Raw genomic sequence first — 18,182 nt, forward strand, 5'->3', positions numbered from 1 at the left:
TGAGAAAGCTGTGTCAGGCATTCTGTAGCATTGGTCGGCGCGCCGTGGGTGCGTCTTTGCTTTATCAGATGGAGAGCGCTATGGCTTGGAATGAGCCGGGTGGCAACTCGAATAATCAGGATCCTTGGGGTGGCAAGCGTCGTAACAACGGCGACCGCAAGGGGCCACCAGATCTCGACGAGGCCTTTCGAAAGCTGCAGGAAAGCCTGAACGGTTTGTTCGGTGGTGGTAAAAAACGCGGTGACGATGGCGGCGGTCGTCCGGGCAAGGGCGGCGGTTTCGGCCTGCTCGGCATCGGTCTCGTCGTGCTCGCGGCTGTCTGGCTGTACAGCGCGGTTTATGTCGTGGACGAGCAGGAGCAGGCCGTGGTGCTGCGCTTCGGCAAGTACTATGAAACCGTCGGCCCGGGCTTGAACATCTATTTTCCGCCGATCGACCAGAAGTACATGGAAAACGTCACGCGTGAGCGTGCCTACACCAAGCAGGGCCAGATGCTGACCGAAGACGAAAACATCGTCGAAGTGCCACTGACCGTGCAATACAAGATCACCAACCTGCAAGACTTCGTGCTGAACGTCGACCAGCCGGAAATCAGCCTGCAGCATGCGACCGAAAGTGCCTTGCGCCATGTGGTGGGTTCCACCGCCATGGACCAGGTGTTGACCGAAGGTCGTGAACTGATGGCCAGCGAAATCAAGGAGCGCCTGCAACGGTTCCTCGATACCTATCGCACCGGTATCACCGTTACCCAGGTCAACGTCCAGAGCGCAGCGGCACCGCGTGAAGTCCAGGAAGCCTTCGACGACGTGATTCGTGCCCGTGAAGACGAACAGCGTTCGCGCAACCAGGCCGAGACCTATGCCAACGGCGTCGTGCCGGAAGCCCGTGGTCAGGCCCAGCGCATCATCGAAGATGCCAACGGTTATCGCGACGAAGTGGTCTCCCGTGCCAAGGGTGAGGCTGATCGCTTCACCAAGTTGGTGGCCGAGTATCGCAAGGCCCCTGAAGTCACCCGTGAGCGTCTGTACCTGGACACCATGCAGGAAGTCTTCAGCAACACCAGCAAGGTCCTTGTGACCGGCAACAAGAACGGCCAGAGCAATCTGCTGTACTTGCCGCTGGACAAGATGGTCGAGAGCGGTCGCAACACCAGCACGCCATCGACCGGCGCGGCAGCCGCCAGCAATAATGAAGGCAACGCCCGCGCGGCGGAACTGCAGCAACAGCAAGCACGTACCAGGGAGAGTCGCTGATGAGCAATAAATCGCTGATCGCCCTTATTGTCGGTGTCGTCGTGGCGATCGCTGCCTGGAACTGCTTCTACATCGTGGCTCAGACCGAGCGTGCGGTGTTGCTGCAGTTTGGTCGCGTGGTCCAGGCTGATGTCCAGCCAGGGCTGCATGTGAAAGTGCCGTACGTTAACAAGGTGCGCAAGTTCGACGCCCGCCTGATGACGCTGGATGCGCCGACGCAACGCTTCCTGACGCTGGAAAAGAAAGCCGTGATGGTGGATGCCTACGCCAAGTGGCGGGTGAAAGATGCCGAGCGCTTCTACACCGCGACTTCCGGCCTCAAGCAGATCGCCGACGAGCGTCTGTCCCGTCGTCTGGAATCGGGCCTGCGTGACCAGTTCGGTAAGCGTACGTTGCATGAAGTCGTGTCCGGTGAGCGTGATGCGCTCATGTCCGACATCACCCGTTCGCTGAACACGATGGCGGAAAAAGAGCTGGGTATCGAAGTGGTCGATGTCCGGGTCAAGGCCATCGACCTGCCGAAGGAAGTGAACCGCAGCGTGTTCGAGCGCATGAGCACCGAACGTGAGCGTGAAGCCCGCGAGCACCGCGCCAAGGGTAACGAGCTGGCCGAAGGCATCCGTGCCGACGCCGATCGCCAACGTCGTGTGCTGCTGGCCGAAGCCTATCGGGAATCGGAAGAGGTCCGTGGTGATGGTGATGCCCAGGCCGCTGCGATCTACTCCAAGGCCTATGGCCAGGATCAGGAGTTCTACGGGTTCTATCGTAGCCTGCGCGCTTACCGTGAAAGCTTTGCGAACAAATCCGACGTCATGGTCCTGGACCCAAGCAGCGACTTCTTCCGCTACCTGGAAAAGGCCAAGCCTTGATGCGACGTTGACCTGAGGCACTCCGCCCGGCGGCTAAAGCGTCGGGCGGGGTGATCCTTTGGGAAAACGTGTGTATGATGCGGCAGCCGGGAAATTCCCGGCTTTTTTGCGTCTGCACGTTTGATTGTGGTTTTGATTGCAGGCGTCGGGTTGAACGACTCGACAGGTTTTTCGAGGAAGGTGCTGGGCGAGGCCGATTGCTGGCCATTCGTCACGTCGCTCATGCGCGTGTTTTGCGCGTGGGCCAAGTATTTTCTGCTTCACTCAAGGCTTGCCCGAGGGCTGGCCGCCCGGACCATAGGGGAATGGCGTAATGGCAACGGTAGACCGCTGGCTGCTGCCAGATGGCATCGAAGAAGTACTGCCACCGGAAGCCGCGCGTATCGAAGTCGCGCGTCGGCAGGTGTTGGATCTGTTCCAGAGCTGGGGTTACGAATTCGTCGTCACCCCGCATATCGAGTACCTGGAATCCCTGCTGACCGGCGCGGGCCAGGACCTGGATCTGCGCACCTTCAAGGTGATCGACCCACAGTCGGGCCGGCAGATGGGCTTTCGTGCCGACATCACGCCACAAGTGGCGCGCATCGATGCCCACACCCTGCGCCGTGAAGGCCCGAGCCGCCTGTGCTACGCCGGCAGTGTGCTGCACGCCCAGCCACGTGCCCTGTCGTCTTCACGCAGCCCGATCCAGCTAGGTGCCGAGCTGTATGGCGACGCCAGCCCGAGCAGCGACGTAGAAGTCATCAGCCTGATGTTGGCCATGCTGCAACTGGCTGACGTGCCGGATGTCCACATGGACCTGGGCCATGTCGGCATCTATCGCGGCCTGGCCCGTGCGGCCGGTCTGTCCGGCGAAGTGGAACAACAGCTGTTCGACGCCCTGCAACGCAAGGCCATCGACGAAGTCATCAGCCTGACCGAAGGCCTGCCGGCTGATCTGTCGGGCATGCTGCGAGCGCTGGTGGACCTGTGTGGTGGTCGTGAAGTGCTGACCGCCGCCCGCGAACGCCTGGCCCATGCGCCAGCGCCTGTATTGGCGGCACTGGACGATTTGCTGGCGATTGCCGAGCGTCTGTCGGTGCGTTTCCCTGAGTTGCCGCTGTATTTCGACCTGGGCGAGTTGCGCGGGTATCACTACCACACGGGCGTCGTGTTCGCGGTGTTTGTGCCGGGCGTGGGCCAGTCCATCGCCCAAGGCGGTCGTTATGACGATATCGGTGCCGACTTCGGTCGTGCCCGTCCGGCGACCGGTTTCTCCACCGATTTGAAAACCCTGGTGACCCTGGGGCGTGCTGAAATCGAGCTACCGTCTGGCGGTATCTGGATGCCTGACAGTACGGATGCGGCACTCTGGCAGGCGGTCTGCCAGTTGCGCAGTGAGGGTCAGCGCGTTGTCCAGGCTTTGCCTGGGCAACCTTTGGCCGCCGCCCGTGAAGCGGACTGCGACCGGCAATTGATTCAGCAGAACGGGCTTTGGCAAGTATTGCCGCTGGCTTCTTGAGTTTTCCTGTCGGCTGCGGCCGGCACCAAGTTTGCGCGAATGAGGACAAGTGTTATGGGTAAGAATGTCGTAGTCCTGGGCACCCAATGGGGTGATGAGGGCAAAGGCAAGATCGTTGATCTGCTGACCGAACATGCTGCCGCCGTAGTGCGCTACCAGGGTGGCCACAACGCAGGTCACACGTTGGTGATCGACGGTGAAAAAACCGTTCTGCACCTGATTCCGTCGGGTGTGCTGCGCGAAGGTGTGCAGTGCCTGATCGGCAACGGTGTGGTGGTTGCACCCGACGCCCTGCTGCGGGAGATCATCAAGCTGGAAGAGAAAGGCGTGCCGGTGCGTGAGCGCCTGCGTATCAGCCCGTCCTGCCCGCTGATCCTGTCCTATCACGTTGCGCTGGACCAGGCCCGTGAAAAGGCCCGTGGCGAGCTGAAGATCGGCACCACCGGTCGCGGCATCGGCCCAGCCTACGAAGACAAAGTGGCCCGTCGTGGCCTGCGCATCGGTGACCTGTTCCACCGCGAGCGTTTCGCCGCCAAGCTGGGCGAGTTGCTGGACTACCACAACTTCGTGCTGGTCAATTACTACAAAGAACCGGCCATCGACTTCCAGAAGACCCTGGACGAGTGCATGGAGTACGCCGAGCTGCTCAAGCCGATGATGCTCGACGTCACCGCCGAGCTGCATGAGCTGCGCCGCGCCGGCAAGGACATCATGTTCGAAGGTGCCCAGGGTTCGCTGCTGGACATCGACCACGGCACCTACCCGTACGTCACCAGCTCCAACACCACCGCCGGCGGCATCGCCACGGGTTCGGGTTTTGGTCCGATGTACCTGGACTACATCCTGGGCATCACCAAGGCCTACACCACCCGCGTCGGTTCGGGGCCGTTCCCGACTGAGCTGTTCGACGACGTCGGTGCCTTCCTGGCCAAGCGCGGCCACGAGTTCGGTGCTACCACCGGCCGTGCCCGTCGTTGCGGCTGGTTCGATGCCGTCATCCTGCGTCGCGCCATCGACGTCAACAGCATCTCGGGCCTGTGCCTGACCAAGCTGGACGTGCTGGACGGCCTGGAAACCATCAACATCTGCGTGGGCTACAAGAACCAGGACGGCGCTGTCATCGACGCCCCGACTGATGCCGACAGCTACATTGGTCTGGAGCCGGTGTACGAGCAGATGCCAGGCTGGACCGAGTCGACCGTGGGCGCCAAGACCCTGGAAGAGCTGCCAGTGGCGGCCCGCAACTACATCAAGCGCGTTGAAGAGCTGGTCGGTGCGCCGATCGACATTATTTCGACGGGGCCTGACCGCAACGAAACCATCGTTCTGCGTCACCCATTCGCCTGATAAGTCGTTGATGTAAAAAACAAAGGCCCCTCGTTTGGGGCCTTTGTCGTTTCTGCCTGTCGAACGGCACGACCTTTGCTATGCACCCTTAACAATAAGTACTTCTTTGAAGTGCCATCAAATTAATGGCGTTTAGTAGAGGGATTCCCCTGTGTCGGCCGTTCTCTCACTGTTACAAAGCCGTCTGTTGCGGCCCGTCTTCGTTACGCTTGGTATCGCCCTTTTGGTGCAGGTGCTGGTGGCTGTCGCGCTGACACGAAGCACTGTCACCGCCCTGGAGGCCGATCTAGGCGCTCGGCTGGGGGGCGACAGTCAGAAATTGTCTGGCGAACTGGAGCAGGCCGGGCGCGAGGTCACCTCGAGCCTGGACAGTTTGTCTGCCAACACCCGCCAGCGTCTCACTGCCGGCTTGTCCACGCGGCTGAAGGACGAACAGGCGCAATTGCGCACGACGCTGGAGAAAACGCTCAAGGATTCCGCCAATGATATGGCGCAACTCCTGGCCTCCGTCGCACCCCGCGCCATGTGGGACAACGACGTGCCCACGCTCTCCGAGTTCGCTCGTCGGGCCCAGCGCAATCCCAATGTGCTGTTCGTCATCTATGACGATGCCGCCGGAGAGCACCTGACCCGTTATCTGAACCGGGAAAACCCGATCAACAAGGCGTTGCTGGAAAAAGGCAACGGCGAGCGGGCGCTGGACAAAGTGCTGGATGCGGCGAAGAACGATCCGTCGGTGTATTACCTCGAAGCCTCGATCAACCCCAACGGCGTGGAGATCGGCAAAGTCCTGATGGGGGTTTCCACGGCTTCCGTTGAAGCCGACCTGAAGGCACTGGACCAGCGCTTTTCGGCCCTGATTGCCAGCAGCGACCAGTTGGTCGGTGACAGCCTCAAGGGCGCGGCAGCCGACAGTGCCGCCGCCATGCGCGGACGCCTGGAATCGGCCCAGGCCACGGCCACGCAAATGCAGACCAACACCGCCAGCACCGTGCAGGACGCGGCGGGCACCTTGCGTTGGCGCATCGGCATGGGCCTGTCGCTGGTGGGCTTCGGCGTGCTGGTTCTGCTGGCCGTGGTACTGGGACGTCGGGTGGTCAATCGCTTGAAGTTGTTGATCGCGGCGATGAACGACCTGGCGGCGGGCGATGGCGATCTGACCAAGCGTGTGCAGATCAGCAGCAAGGATGAAATTGGCGAGATGGCTTCGGCGGTCAATCGCTTTGTGGATAAGTTGCAACCGATTGTGCGAGAGGCGGGGGATGTGGCCCAGCGCACCGGGCAGGAAATTGGCGCTATGACCCTGCGTAACTCCGGCGCTGACGCGGCGGCGGGCATGCAGCGCGATGAAGTGGCCGAGAGCCTGCGGGCGCTGTCGCAAATGGCTGACGAAGCGCAGTCGGAAAGTCACGCGATGCAAGCGGCGTTGCAGCAAGTGGTGGAGATTCGCAAGGCCACCGATGAAAACACCCGCACCTCGGCCAAGGTTGGCGGTTTGATCGAGGCGTTGGCCGGGCAGGTGGATACCGGGGCGAAGGTGATCGAGCGGCTGGCGCAGCAGAGTGAGCAGATCGAAGTGGTGCTGACCGTGATTCATGGCATTGCCGAGCAGACCAACCTGCTGGCCTTGAACGCGGCCATCGAAGCGGCGCGGGCTGGGGAGACCGGGCGTGGGTTTGCGGTGGTGGCGGATGAGGTGCGAGCGTTGGCGAGCAAGACCCAGAGTTCGACTGGTGACATTCAGGCGCACATTGTGGCCTTGCAGCAAGGCGCTCGCGAGGCGGTGGCGGCTATCGGCCAGGCCGGACGCCAGGCCAGTGAGGGCTTGCTGGTGCTGCGTGACAGTGCGCGGCTGCAGCAGTCGGTTCAGGCTTCCGTGGAGCAGGTGCATGCGGCCATCGGCCTGGCGACTCAGGCGGCGGCCCATCAGGCCCAGGGTGCGCAAGCGGTGCGCGGGCGGGTGGAGACCATTCATGCCCAGGCTGAGAAAGCGGCTCAGGCTGTGGTCGAGACCACCGCCAGTGGCAAGGTGTTGGATAGTTTGGCGGCGCAGTTGAAGGCGAGTTTGGGGCAGTTCAGGGCCTGACAGTCAGGATTTTATTGATTGAGTACATATCCGTTGCTGCGGTAACGGCGGCTTATGGTTCCGCCCTGACGGCGGGTCACTTTCGAAAAGCGCGAAAGTAACCAAAGCGCTCATGCCCCACCACTTGGCACCTCGCCTAGGCTCGGTGTGCCCTCACTCCGGCATTGCTCCGTGGGCCCGCCGCGAAGGGCCATCCATGGCCCAGCGCGGCTAACCCGGCATCCATGCCGGGTTGCCCACTCCACAATGCCTGCGTTCGGCCAGCGTGGTTAACGGGGCGCCGAGATCAACGTCCACCGCGAGGCGGCCTAGTAGCCGACCTGGTTCTTGGTGGGACCGCGTTTCCCCTGTGGGAGCGGGCTTGCCCGCGAAGGCGGCCTGGTAGCCGGCCTGTCTCTTGCGGGTGTACCCCAATCCAACTGTGGGAGCGAGCTTGCTCGCGATGGCGGTTTCAGCGGCTCAGGTACATCCGCGTCGTCAGCAAATACACCGGCAATCCCGAGACCACAATCAACAGCGCCGCATAAGGCGCGGCGGCTGCGAACTCCACATTGGATGTATGGGCCCAGACCGCCGTCGCCAACGTGTTGAGCCCGGTTGGGCTCAGTAATAGCGTGGCCGTCAGTTCTTTCATCGCATCCAGGAACACCAAGGCAAATGCCGCCCCAAGCGCCGGGAAGATGATTGGCAAGGTCACCCGGCAAAAAGCGCTGAACGACGAAGCCCCCAATGTGCGCGCGGCTTCTTCCAATTGCGGTGCCGCCTTGTTCAGCGCGGTACGTACCGGCGCCTGGGCCAGTGGCAGGAACAGCAGTGCGTAGGCGATCAGCAGCAGCCCTGACGTCTGATACAGCGCCGGCACGTAGTGCAGCGCGAAATACACCAGGCTCAGGGCAATCACCAGCCCTGGCAAGGCGTGGAGCAAGTAAGGCAGGCGTTCGGCCCACAGCGCCAGGCGGCCCTTATAACGCACCACCAGCAAGCCGACCGGCACCGCCAGCACCAGGCAGAGCGCGGCCCCTCCGAGAGAGAGCGCCAGGGACGACAGCAGCGCCTCGCTGATTTCGCCCACCGGAAACGCGGCGGAAGTGCCTACTGCCAGCCAATACACCAGCATCCCCAGGGGAATGCCGCTGCCGATGATCGTCAGTGCCAGGCAATACACCTGCCCGAGAACAGCCCAAGGCCCCAGCCGGACTTGTTCGGCCCGTCGTGCCGCGCCCTGGCCGGTACGCACATGCCGGCCCTTGCCGCGTACCCGCAGTTCCAGCCACAGCAGAATCAAACACAGCGCCAGTAACACCGCCGACAGCATGGCGGCATTGGCGTTGCTGAATTCCAGCTCGAATTGTTGATAGATCGCGGTGGTAAAGGTTTGCAGGCCGATGATCGACAGTGCGCCGAATTCCACCAGCATGTGCAATGCGATCAGCAATGAGCCGGCCAGCAGCGAAGGCCAGAGCAGCGGCAAGGTGACACGGAAGAACACCCCCCAGCGATTTTGCCTCAGGGTACGGGCTGACTCTTCGAGGGAGGGGTCCAGGTTGCGCAGCGTCGCCGCCACCGGGAGAAAGATCAGTGGGTATTTGGACAGGGTCATCACCAGGATCGCTCCGCCCAGGCCTTCGAACTGGGCGCTGAGGGACACCCAGGTGAAGCTGCTGACAAACGCCGGCACCGCGAACGGCAGGCAGAGGATGACGCCCCATAGCCGGCGTCCCGGCAGGTTGCTGCGCTCCAGCAGCCAGGCCAGGGACAGGCCGATGATCCCGCAGGCCAGCGTGACGCCGACCATCAGTGCCAGGGTGTTGCGCAGCAGCCCGAATACATAGGGGCGCCACAGCAGGTGCAACGCTTCGGCCCAGCCAGCTTGCCAGGCCTTCACGATGACATAGAGCAGCGGCAGCGCGCTCAGGAACACCAACAGCAGCACCGGCAGCAACACCCCGAGCGGCGGACGCTTGCGGCGCGGAATGTAGCTTGCGGCGGGGTGCGGGGCGCTTAGCGATGGGGTCATCAATTCAGGCCGACTTCGCGTTCCAGTTCCAGAGCCTCTTCGGCGTTGCCGAGGTCGGCTGGCGTGACCTTAGGCGGCTCCAGTTCGCTGAAGGGCTTGAGGCCGCGATCCGAGGCCATGCCTTTATGCAGCGGATACTCGGCGGACGTCTGGGTGATCACGCGTTGGCCTTCTTCGCTGGCCATGTAGGCGAGCAACTGTTGGGCTTCTTTAGGATGTTTGCTGGATTTCAGCGCGGCGGCGCTGGAGACGGTCACCAAGCCGCCGGCATCGCCGCCGGTGAAGTAATGCAATTTGGAGTCGAGCTGGCCCTTCTCCCGTTGCAGGGCGAACCAGTAATAGTTGTTCACCAGGACGCTCGCCACCTCGCCATTTTCCACAGCCTTGAGAGCGACCATGTTGTTGCTATAGACCTTGCCGAAGGCGCGCAGGCCGGTGAGCCATTCTTCGGCGGCGTCCATTCCGTGCAATTTGATAATGGCGACGGCCTGTTCCTGGAACGCACCACTGGTCGGTACGAAGCCGACCTTGCCTTGCCATTGTGGCTGGGCAAAATCGAGGACGGTCTTGGGCAAGTCTTTTTCGTCGATCAGCTTCGGGTTGTAGGCCACTACGCGCACGCGGGCGGTGACGCCCATCCAGGTACCGTTGCCGGCGACATAATCCTTGGGCAGGACGTTGAGGGTCGCGTCATCGATTTTTGCCAGCAGGCCTTGTTCGCCGAGTTTGTTCAGGGGCGGCGATTCCTCGGTGTAGATCACGTCGGCCGGGGAGCGGTCGCCTTCTTCGACCACCTGGCTGGCAAGCTGGTTGCTGCTGCCCTTGCGCACCTTGACGTGGATGCCGGTCTTGGCTTCAAAGGCTTTGGCCAATTCGTCGCCGACTTCCTTGTGCTGGCCGTTGTAGAGGGTGAGTTCCACCTTGTCGGCGGCGTGGGCGAGGGGTGTTGCGAGGGTCAGGCCGAGCAGGGTGCAGGTCAGGGCACGGCCCAGGGTGGTTCGAAACATCATTCGCGGGGTTCCTCACTGTCGTGTAGCAAAAACTTGTAACAATGATAAACGATATTGTTTCTCATGTACGGATTGGAGGCGTGTGGCGAGAATTGGATTCTAAAAGCCAGAAACGCAAAAACCCGCTTTCGCGGGTTTCTGTGAGATTCAAGGTCGTAAACCTTGAAGCTTGAATTGGTGCCCAGAAGAAGACTCGAACTTCCACGACCTTGCGGTCACCAGCACCTGAAGCTGGCGTGTCTACCAATTTCACCATCTGGGCAGCATCTTCAGCGTTGCCGCTGTTGATGTGGCGCACTATACGGAGCGCGTTTTGATCTGTAAACCCCTGTTTTTGTTTTGGTAATTGCCAAACGAAATTGCAGGGCCAGAAATGCAAAAACCCGCTTTCGCGGGTTTTTGGTGAGCTTGTAGATCGTTGATCTGCAGCTCGAAATTGGTGCCCAGAAGAAGACTCGAACTTCCACGACCTTGCGGTCACCAGCACCTGAAGCTGGCGTGTCTACCAATTTCACCATCTGGGCAGTATCGGCAACGTGTGTGCGTCGTCGATGGCGCGCACTATACGGAGCGTGTTTTTAACTGTAAACCCCTCTTAAGAAAAAAACCGGGAAATTTCACCAGCGGTGCAGTCCCGGGCTTCAAAGGTGGGTCAAAAGGCTTTAGAAAAGGGCATCGCTGCTTGAAATTTCCCGTTTCATTACGCCTATGCCAAACTAACCCGTATATAGACAAGGTGAAAACTCTCTAATGGCCGATTGGCAGTCCCTCGATCCCGAGGCCGCTCGTGAAGCGGAAAAATATGAAAACCCTATTCCTAGCCGCGAACTGATCCTGGCGCATCTCGCCGATCGGGGTTCGCCTGCTAGCCGCGAGCAGCTGGTCGAAGAGTTCGGTCTGACCACCGAAGACCAGCTCGAAGCCCTGCGCCGCCGTCTGCGCGCCATGGAACGCGACGCTCAACTGATCTACACCCGGCGCGGCACTTATGCCCCCGTGGATAAGCTCGACCTGATCCTGGGTCGCATCGCCGGCCATCGCGATGGCTTCGGCTTTCTGATTCCGGACGACGGCAGCGATGACTTGTTCATGAGCCCGGCGCAAATGCGCCTGGTGTTCGACGGTGACCGGGCGCTGGCCCGCGTGTCCGGCCTGGACCGCCGCGGTCGTCGTGAAGGCGTGATCGTCGAGGTGGTGTCCCGTGCCCACGAAAGCATCGTTGGCCGTTACTTCGAAGAGGGCGGCATCGGCTTCGTCGTCGCCGACAACCCGAAGATCCAGCAGGAAGTGCTGGTCACCCCGGGCCGTAACGCCAACGCCCAGGTCGGTCAGTTCGTCGAGGTGAAGATCACTCATTGGCCAACCCCGCGCTTTCAGCCTCAGGGCGATGTGGTCGAAGTGGTCGGCAACTATATGGCGCCGGGCATGGAAATCGATGTTGCCCTGCGCACCTACGACATCCCCCACGTCTGGCCGGAAGCGGTCCTCAAGGAAGCCGCCAAGCTCAAGCCGGAAGTCGAGGAGAAGGACAAAGAGAAGCGCATAGACCTGCGCCACTTGCCGTTCGTCACCATCGACGGTGAAGACGCCCGGGACTTCGACGATGCGGTCTACTGCGAAGCCAAGCCTGGCAAGCTGCGCCTGTTCTCCGGCGGCTGGAAGTTGTACGTCGCCATTGCCGACGTCTCCAGCTACGTGAAGCTCGGTTCGGCGCTGGACACCGAAGCCCAGGTGCGCGGCAACTCGGTGTACTTCCCTGAACGGGTCATACCGATGCTGCCTGAGCAATTGTCCAATGGGCTGTGCTCGCTCAACCCGCAGGTCGATCGCCTGGCCATGGTCTGCGAAATGACCATCTCCAAATCCGGTGAAATGACCGATTACTGCTTCTACGAAGCGGTGATCCATTCCCACGCTCGCCTGACCTACAACAAAGTCAGCGCGATGCTGGAAACGCCGAAACTGGCCGAGTCGCGCAAGCTTCGCGGTGAGTACACCGACGTCGTGCCGCATCTCAAGGAGCTGTACTCGCTCTACAAAGTGCTGCTCGCGGCCCGTCATGTGCGCGGAGCGATCGATTTTGAAACCCAGGAGACCCGGATCATTTTCGGCACCGAGCGCAAGATCGCCGAGATTCGTCCGACGGTGCGCAACGATGCTCACAAACTGATCGAGGAATGCATGCTGGCCGCCAACGTGGCCACTGCCGAGTTCCTGAAGAAGCACGAAATCCCTGCGTTGTATCGGGTCCACGACGGTCCGCCGCCGGAGCGTCTGGAAAAACTGCGGGCGTTCCTCGGTGAGCTCGGCCTGTCCCTGCACAAGGGCAAGGACGGTCCGTCGCCCAAGGATTACCAGGCATTGCTGGCCGGTATCAAGGATCGCCCGGACTTCCACCTGATCCAGACCGTCATGCTGCGCTCGTTGAGCCAGGCGGTGTACAGCGCCGATAACCAAGGCCACTTCGGCCTGAATTACGAAGCCTATACCCACTTCACTTCGCCGATCCGCCGCTACCCCGACCTGCTCACGCACCGGGCGATCCGCAGCGTCATCCATTCGAAGATGGACACCCCGCACGTCAAGCGTGCCGGTGCGATGACTATTCCGAAGGCGCGCATCTATCCGTACGACGAAGCGGCCCTTGAGCAACTCGGCGAGCAGTGCTCGATGAGTGAGCGGCGTGCCGACGAAGCGACTCGTGACGTCGTGAACTGGCTCAAGTGTGAGTTCATGAAAGATCGCGTGGGCGAATCGTTCCCCGGCGTGATCACTGCCGTGACCGGTTTTGGCCTGTTCGTCGAACTGACCGACATCTATGTCGAAGGCCTGGTGCACGTCACCGCGCTGCCGGGCGATTACTACCACTTCGATCCTGTGCACCACCGCCTGGCGGGCGAGCGCACTGGTCGCAGCTTCCGGCTTGGCGATACCGTCGAGGTGCGGGTGATGCGCGTCGATCTCGACGAGCGCAAGATCGACTTCGAGATGGCCGAAAAAACCATCAGCGCGCCGATTGGACGCAAGAAGCGCGGCAGCGAAACCGCCGCGCCTGCGGCCAAGACCGCCGCCGAACCGGCGTCGTCCAAGTCCGGGCGTCGCGGTCCGGCCAAGGAAAAAGCCGTCGAGGCCTATCGTCCGAGCGATGCGGCGGCGAAAAACGCCGAGCTGCGCAAAAGCCGTGAAATGAAGCAGGCGTTGCTTGCCGAAGCTAAAAGCGGTGGTAAAGCGGCGTCTGGGGGAAAGGCCGGACGGTCGGCCCCGGACAAGGCGACCAGCAAGCCGAGCAAACACCGTAAAGGCCCGCCCAAGGCGGGCTCGGCCCCAGCCAAAAGCGGCGGGGCGCGTAAACCCAAGGCCAGGTCATGAGTCAATTGGAAAAAATCTACGGCGTGCATGCCGTGGAGGCGTTGTTGCGTCACCACCCCAAGCGGGTCAAGCAGATCTGGTTGGCGGAAGGCCGTAGTGACCCGCGGGTCCAGACGCTGATCGAGTTGGCCAGCGAAAGTCGTGTGGCGGTCGGCCAGGCCGAGCGGCGCGAGATGGATGCCTGGGTCGAAGGCGTGCACCAGGGCGTCGTGGCCGAAGTCAGCCCCAGCCAGGTCTGGGGCGAGGCGATGCTCGACGAGCTGCTCGATCGCACCGAGGGTGCGCCGTTGTTGCTGGTGCTGGACGGCGTGACCGATCCGCATAACCTTGGCGCTTGCCTGCGTTCGGCGGATGCCGCCGGTGCGTTGGCGGTCATCGTGCCTAAAGACAAGTCGGCGACGTTGACACCGGTGGTGCGTAAAGTCGCCTGCGGCGCGGCGGAAGTGATTCCGCTGGTGGCCGTGACCAACCTGGCGCGTACCCTGGAGAAGCTCCAGCAGCGCGGCCTGTGGGTGGTCGGCACGGCGGGCGAGGCAGAGGTCAGTATTTATGACCAGGACCTGACTGGCCCGACCATCCTGATCATGGGTGCCGAGGGCAAGGGCATGCGTCGCCTGACCCGTGAGCATTGCGACTACCTGGTCAAGCTGCCGATGGCGGGCAGCGTCAGCAGCCTCAACGTCTCGGTCGCGACCGGTGTGTGCCTGTTCGAGGCGCTGCGCCAGCGTAGTGTCAAGGTTGCCGCCAAGAAGCCCTGAGCCAGACGAGTATTAAATGTGGGAGCGAGCTTGCTCGCGATGGCGGCGAATCAGTGACAGAAATGTCGCCTGGCGCGCCGCTATCGCGAGCAAGCTCGCTCCCACAGTATTTTTGTATTGGCATAGATCCGGTTGTTCAAATAATCACCAATTGCCTTGCGCCTCCCTCGACCCTTCTCTACAATTGCGCCCCTTGCTGTGATGGCAGGCACTTATGTGTCTAGCGTCCACAAGTCCATAAGTGTCATTCACTCCTTGTCTGACCGTTTTTGAGCGGCAGGCTACAACCCGTAAGGAGCATTCATGCGTCATTACGAAATCATCTTTTTGGTCCACCCGGATCAAAGCGAGCAAGTCGGCGGCATGGTTGAGCGTTACACCAAGCTGATCGAAGAAGACGGCGGCAAAATCCACCGTCTGGAAGATTGGGGCCGTCGTCAACTGGCCTATGCAATCAACAATGTTCACAAGGCTCACTACGTGATGCTGAACGTTGAGTGCACCGGCAAGGCCCTGGCCGAGCTGGAAGACAACTTCCGCTACAACGATGCAGTGATCCGTAACCTGGTCATCCGTCGCGAAGAAGCCGTCACTGGCCAATCCGAGATGCTCAAGGCTGAAGAAAACCGCAGTGAGCGCCGTGAGCGTCGCGACCGTCCTGAGCACTCTGACAGCGCCGAAGGCGATGACAGCGATAGCGACAGCGACAACAGCGATAACGCTGACGAGTAATCCACGGACCTTTTAAGGAGCCAATCACATGGCACGTTTCTTCCGTCGTCGTAAATTCTGCCGCTTCACCGCTGAAGACGTGAAAGAGATCGATTACAAAGATCTCAACACTCTGAAAGCCTACGTATCCGAGACCGGCAAAATCGTTCCAAGCCGTATCACCGGTACCAAAGCTCGTTATCAGCGTCAGCTGGCCACCGCTATCAAGCGCGCCCGCTTCCTGGCCCTGCTGGCCTACACCGACAGCCACGGCCGCTGAGACCGGGCAGTCGACACGTAGCAAAGGATTGAATGCATGCGCGCCTTAGCTGAGTTCATCATGCGCGGTCGTATGCAGGCCACTCTGGTAGTGGCTGGATGCGCGGCATTGCCGTTGTTGTATTGGTTGGGTGCTGCCGCGGGAAGTCTTGTACTCCTGCGGCGCGGATTGAAGGACGCCCTTGGCGTTCTTGCTCTGGGACTGCTGCCGGCTTTGTTCTGGTGGTTGTATGCCGCTGACCCGCGGGCACTCATGGTGCTGCTGGGGTCTTCGGCGCTGGCGTTGGTGTTGCGCGCCAGCGAATCCTGGAACCGCGTGCTGCTGGTCAGCATAGCGATGGGAGTGGTGTTTTCAGTGGTGCTCGGGGTGGCTTTCGCACCCCAGATCGAGATGCTGTCGCAGGCTTTGATAAAAATCCTGCCCGAGGCTCTCGGTGATCTCTACCAGCAGATGTCGGTAGAGGAGCAGGCGCGTTTCGCGTCCCTGATCGCACCGGTCCTGACCGGCCTGATTGCGGCCTTGTTGCAAATCGTCAGTGTGCTGAGCCTGATCATTGGGCGCTACTGGCAGGCGTTGTTGTACAACCCGGGTGGTTTTGGTCGCGAATTTCGCGCCATCCGATTCCCGCTTGGGCTGGCGATGTTGCTGCTGGCGGGCATGCTTCTGGGGCCGAACTTCGGTGCTCAGATGGCCATGCTCACGCCGTTGTGCAGCGTACCGCTGGTCTTTGCCGCCCTGGCCCTGATTCACGGGCTGGTGGCGCAAAAGCGACTGGGCAGGTTCTGGCTGGTGGGGTTGTACGTCACGTTGTTGCTGTTCATGCAGCTGATCTATCCGTTGCTGGTGGTCTTGGCCATCGTCGACAGCCTGATTGATTTTCGCGGTCGTATGGCGCCGAAAGACGCCGACAACGCGAACGGTGAAGGTTAAAAGTTAGAGGATTTTCACATGCAACTGATCCTTCTGGAAAAAATCGCCAACCTGGGCAACCTGGGCGACAAAGTAAACGTTAAGGCCGGTTACGGCCGTAACTACCTGCTGCCTTTCGGCAAAGCCACCGCTGCGACCGCTGCCAACCTGGCTGCGTTCGAAGAGCGTCGCGCTGAGCTGGAAAAAGCCGCCGCAGACCGTAAAGCATCGGCCGAAAGCCGTGCTGCCCAACTGGCCGAGCTGGAAGTGACCATCACTGCCACCGCTGGCGACGAAGGCAAGCTGTTCGGTTCGATCGGTACTCACGACATCGCTGACGCACTGACCGCCTCCGGCGTTGAAGTGGCGAAAAGCGAAGTTCGTCTGCCGAACGGCACCATCCGCAACGTAGGCGAATTCGACGTAGCCGTGCACCTGCACGCCGAAGTTGAAGCCACCGTACGCGTTGTCGTGGTAGCAGCTTAAGCAACACCTGTCGGCTGGCACCCTCGGGTGCTAGTCGGTAACATCGGGCACGATCCTGTTTACAGGTCGTGCCCTTTGTCTTTCTGTAGTTCCTGATTTTCTTAAACCCCTGCGTTTCCCAAAGAATCAAGTGGCCATGAACGAAATCACCGCTCCTGAGCAATACGATCTGCAAACCGCTGCCCTGAAGGTGCCGCCGCATTCCATCGAGGCCGAACAGGCTGTGCTCGGTGGTCTGATGCTGGACAACAACGCCTGGGAACGCGTGCTCGATCAAGTATCCGACGGCGATTTCTATCGACATGACCACCGCCTGATTTTCCGTGCGATCGCCAAGTTGGCCGATCAGAACATGCCGATCGACGTCGTCACCCTGTCCGAGCAGTTGGACAAGGAAGGCCAGACGTCCCAGGTCGGCGGCCTCGGCTACCTGGGTGAACTGGCGAAGAACACGCCGTCGGTCGCCAACATCAAGGCCTATGCCCAGATCGTGCGCGAGCGGGCCACCTTGCGCCAATTGATCGGCATCAGCACCGAAATCGCCGACAGTGCCTTCAACCCGGAAGGCCGCACCGCCGCCGAGATCCTCGACGAAGCCGAACGGCAGATCTTCCAGATCGCCGAGGCCCGGCCGAAAACCGGTGGCCCGGTCAGCGTCAACGACCTGTTGACCAAGGCCATCGATCGCATCGACACCTTGTTCAACACCGACAACGCCATTACCGGCCTGTCCACCGGCTACACCGACCTCGACGAGAAGACCAGCGGCTTGCAACCGTCCGACCTGATCATCGTCGCCGGCCGTCCGTCCATGGGTAAGACGACCTTTGCGATGAACCTGGTGGAAAACGCCGTGCTGCGCAGCGAAAAGGCTGTGCTGGTGTACTCCCTCGAGATGCCAGGTGAATCGCTGATCATGCGAATGCTCTCGTCCCTGGGGCGTATCGACCAGACCAAGGTCCGTTCCGGCCAACTGGAAGACGACGATTGGCCGCGCCTGACGTCGGCGGTCAACCTGCTCAACGACCGCAAGCTGTTCATCGACGATACGGCCGGTATCAGCCCGTCGGAAATGCGCGCCCGAACCCGTCGCCTGGTGCGCGAGCACGGTGAAGTCGGGCTGATCATGATCGACTACCTGCAGTTGATGCAGATCCCGGGCTCCAGCGGCGACAACCGGACCAACGAGATTTCCGAGATCTCCCGTTCCCTCAAGGCCCTGGCCAAGGAGTTCAACTGCCCGGTGGTGGCGCTTTCCCAGTTGAACCGTTCCCTGGAACAACGCCCCAACAAGCGCCCGGTGAACTCCGACTTGCGGGAATCCGGAGCGATCGAGCAGGACGCCGACGTCATCATGTTCGTGTACCGCGACGAGGTGTATCACCCCGAGACGGAACACAAGGGCATCGCCGAAATCATCATCGGCAAACAGCGGAACGGCCCGATCGGCTTCATCCGCCTGGCCTTTATCGGCAAGTACACCCGATTCGAGAACCTGGCGCCGGGTAGCTACAATTTTGATGATGACGAATAACCTGTGGGAGCGGGCTTGCTCGCGAAGGCGGTGTGCCAGAAACCTCAGTGTC

Annotated in this window: 14 protein-coding genes and 2 tRNA genes; 12 read left to right on the forward strand and 4 right to left on the reverse strand. The window is 61.0% G+C overall.

Going from position 1 to position 18,182, the window contains the following annotated elements:
* Positions 1–80: 80 nt before the first annotated feature.
* The 5 genes from hflK (at position 81) to LOY70_RS02825 (ending at position 7,056) form a co-directional block, all read left to right on the forward strand.
* The gene (hflK, locus tag LOY70_RS02805; RefSeq protein ID WP_123415077.1) at positions 81–1,253 is read left to right on the forward strand and encodes an FtsH protease activity modulator HflK; all 1,173 of its coding nucleotides are present in this window, start codon (positions 81–83) and stop codon (positions 1,251–1,253) included.
* On the forward strand, positions 1,253–2,122 hold the full coding sequence (hflC, locus tag LOY70_RS02810) for a protease modulator HflC (protein WP_025211547.1): 870 nt from the start codon (positions 1,253–1,255) through the stop codon (positions 2,120–2,122). Before hflK ends, hflC begins: the two co-directional genes overlap by 1 nt.
* A gap of 313 nt (positions 2,123–2,435) precedes the next feature.
* Complete coding sequence (locus LOY70_RS02815) at positions 2,436–3,623, forward strand: ATP phosphoribosyltransferase regulatory subunit (RefSeq protein WP_025211548.1); 1,188 nt, start codon at positions 2,436–2,438, stop codon at positions 3,621–3,623.
* A 54-nt stretch (positions 3,624–3,677) separates the two neighbouring features.
* Entirely contained in the window at positions 3,678–4,970 is a 1,293-nt protein-coding gene (locus LOY70_RS02820) for an adenylosuccinate synthase (RefSeq protein WP_003186407.1), read from the forward strand.
* A gap of 151 nt (positions 4,971–5,121) precedes the next feature.
* Complete coding sequence (locus LOY70_RS02825) at positions 5,122–7,056, forward strand: methyl-accepting chemotaxis protein (protein WP_265033148.1); 1,935 nt, start codon at positions 5,122–5,124, stop codon at positions 7,054–7,056.
* Between the two features lie 451 nt (positions 7,057–7,507).
* Here the strand turns inward: LOY70_RS02825 and LOY70_RS02830 are convergent, their stop codons facing one another.
* The 4 genes from LOY70_RS02830 to LOY70_RS02845 form a co-directional block, all read right to left on the reverse strand.
* Positions 7,508–9,073: an ABC transporter permease gene (locus LOY70_RS02830; RefSeq protein ID WP_265033150.1), complete on the reverse strand. Its 1,566-nt coding sequence runs from the start codon at positions 9,071–9,073 to the stop codon at positions 7,508–7,510.
* A complete protein-coding gene (locus tag LOY70_RS02835) occupies positions 9,073–10,083 on the reverse strand; it encodes an extracellular solute-binding protein (protein ID WP_123415080.1) in 1,011 nt (336 codons plus the stop codon). The genes LOY70_RS02830 and LOY70_RS02835 overlap by 1 nt, the downstream gene beginning before the upstream one ends.
* Positions 10,084–10,258: 175 nt before the next feature.
* A tRNA-Leu gene (locus LOY70_RS02840) sits at positions 10,259–10,345 on the reverse strand.
* A gap of 175 nt (positions 10,346–10,520) precedes the next feature.
* Positions 10,521–10,607: transfer RNA gene (locus tag LOY70_RS02845), tRNA-Leu, on the reverse strand.
* A 226-nt stretch (positions 10,608–10,833) separates the two neighbouring features.
* Between LOY70_RS02845 and rnr the strand changes: the two genes are divergently transcribed.
* The 7 genes from rnr to dnaB all read left to right on the forward strand — a co-directional run bounded on the left by rnr (position 10,834) and on the right by dnaB (position 18,130).
* A complete protein-coding gene (gene rnr, locus LOY70_RS02850) occupies positions 10,834–13,452 on the forward strand; it encodes a ribonuclease R (RefSeq protein WP_265033152.1) in 2,619 nt (872 codons plus the stop codon).
* The gene (gene rlmB, locus LOY70_RS02855; protein ID WP_265033154.1) at positions 13,449–14,210 is read left to right on the forward strand and encodes a 23S rRNA (guanosine(2251)-2'-O)-methyltransferase RlmB; all 762 of its coding nucleotides are present in this window, start codon (positions 13,449–13,451) and stop codon (positions 14,208–14,210) included. Before rnr ends, rlmB begins: the two co-directional genes overlap by 4 nt.
* A 303-nt stretch (positions 14,211–14,513) precedes the next feature.
* Positions 14,514–14,942, forward strand: a complete 429-nt coding sequence (gene rpsF, locus LOY70_RS02860) for a 30S ribosomal protein S6 (protein ID WP_025211554.1) — start codon at positions 14,514–14,516, stop codon at positions 14,940–14,942.
* Between the two features lie 28 nt (positions 14,943–14,970).
* Positions 14,971–15,201 (forward strand): 30S ribosomal protein S18, encoded by a 231-nt coding sequence (gene rpsR / locus LOY70_RS02865; protein WP_002551829.1) that lies wholly within the window; start codon positions 14,971–14,973, stop codon positions 15,199–15,201.
* 36 nt (positions 15,202–15,237) lie between these two features.
* Positions 15,238–16,131 carry a hypothetical protein gene (locus LOY70_RS02870; protein ID WP_123345098.1) on the forward strand — a complete coding sequence of 298 codons (894 nt, stop codon included), beginning with the start codon at positions 15,238–15,240 and terminating at the stop codon, positions 16,129–16,131.
* 18 nt (positions 16,132–16,149) lie between these two features.
* A complete protein-coding gene (gene rplI / locus LOY70_RS02875) occupies positions 16,150–16,596 on the forward strand; it encodes a 50S ribosomal protein L9 (protein ID WP_003186385.1) in 447 nt (148 codons plus the stop codon).
* Positions 16,597–16,732: 136 nt separating this feature from the next.
* Positions 16,733–18,130 carry a replicative DNA helicase gene (gene dnaB / locus LOY70_RS02880; protein ID WP_003186384.1) on the forward strand — a complete coding sequence of 466 codons (1,398 nt, stop codon included), beginning with the start codon at positions 16,733–16,735 and terminating at the stop codon, positions 18,128–18,130.
* Positions 18,131–18,182: the final 52 nt, after the last annotated feature.

The sequence above is a fragment of the Pseudomonas sp. B21-054 genome, assembly GCF_026016345.1.
GTDB lineage: Bacteria > Pseudomonadota > Gammaproteobacteria > Pseudomonadales > Pseudomonadaceae > Aquipseudomonas.

Coding starts and splice junctions, on each gene's coding strand:
- rlmB (WP_265033154.1), top strand. CDS start 13,449: ATGAGTCAATTGGAAAAAATCTACGGCGTGCATGCCGTGGAGGCGTTG.
- dnaB (WP_003186384.1), top strand. CDS start 16,733: ATGAACGAAATCACCGCTCCTGAGCAATACGATCTGCAAACCGCTGCC.
- rpsF (WP_025211554.1), top strand. CDS start 14,514: ATGCGTCATTACGAAATCATCTTTTTGGTCCACCCGGATCAAAGCGAG.
- LOY70_RS02830 (WP_265033150.1), bottom strand. CDS start 9,073: ATGACCCCATCGCTAAGCGCCCCGCACCCCGCCGCAAGCTACATTCCG.
- LOY70_RS02835 (WP_123415080.1), bottom strand. CDS start 10,083: ATGATGTTTCGAACCACCCTGGGCCGTGCCCTGACCTGCACCCTGCTC.
- rplI (WP_003186385.1), top strand. CDS start 16,150: ATGCAACTGATCCTTCTGGAAAAAATCGCCAACCTGGGCAACCTGGGC.
- LOY70_RS02820 (WP_003186407.1), top strand. CDS start 3,678: ATGGGTAAGAATGTCGTAGTCCTGGGCACCCAATGGGGTGATGAGGGC.
- rpsR (WP_002551829.1), top strand. CDS start 14,971: ATGGCACGTTTCTTCCGTCGTCGTAAATTCTGCCGCTTCACCGCTGAA.
- LOY70_RS02870 (WP_123345098.1), top strand. CDS start 15,238: ATGCGCGCCTTAGCTGAGTTCATCATGCGCGGTCGTATGCAGGCCACT.
- hflK (WP_123415077.1), top strand. CDS start 81: ATGGCTTGGAATGAGCCGGGTGGCAACTCGAATAATCAGGATCCTTGG.
- LOY70_RS02815 (WP_025211548.1), top strand. CDS start 2,436: ATGGCAACGGTAGACCGCTGGCTGCTGCCAGATGGCATCGAAGAAGTA.
- rnr (WP_265033152.1), top strand. CDS start 10,834: ATGGCCGATTGGCAGTCCCTCGATCCCGAGGCCGCTCGTGAAGCGGAA.
- hflC (WP_025211547.1), top strand. CDS start 1,253: ATGAGCAATAAATCGCTGATCGCCCTTATTGTCGGTGTCGTCGTGGCG.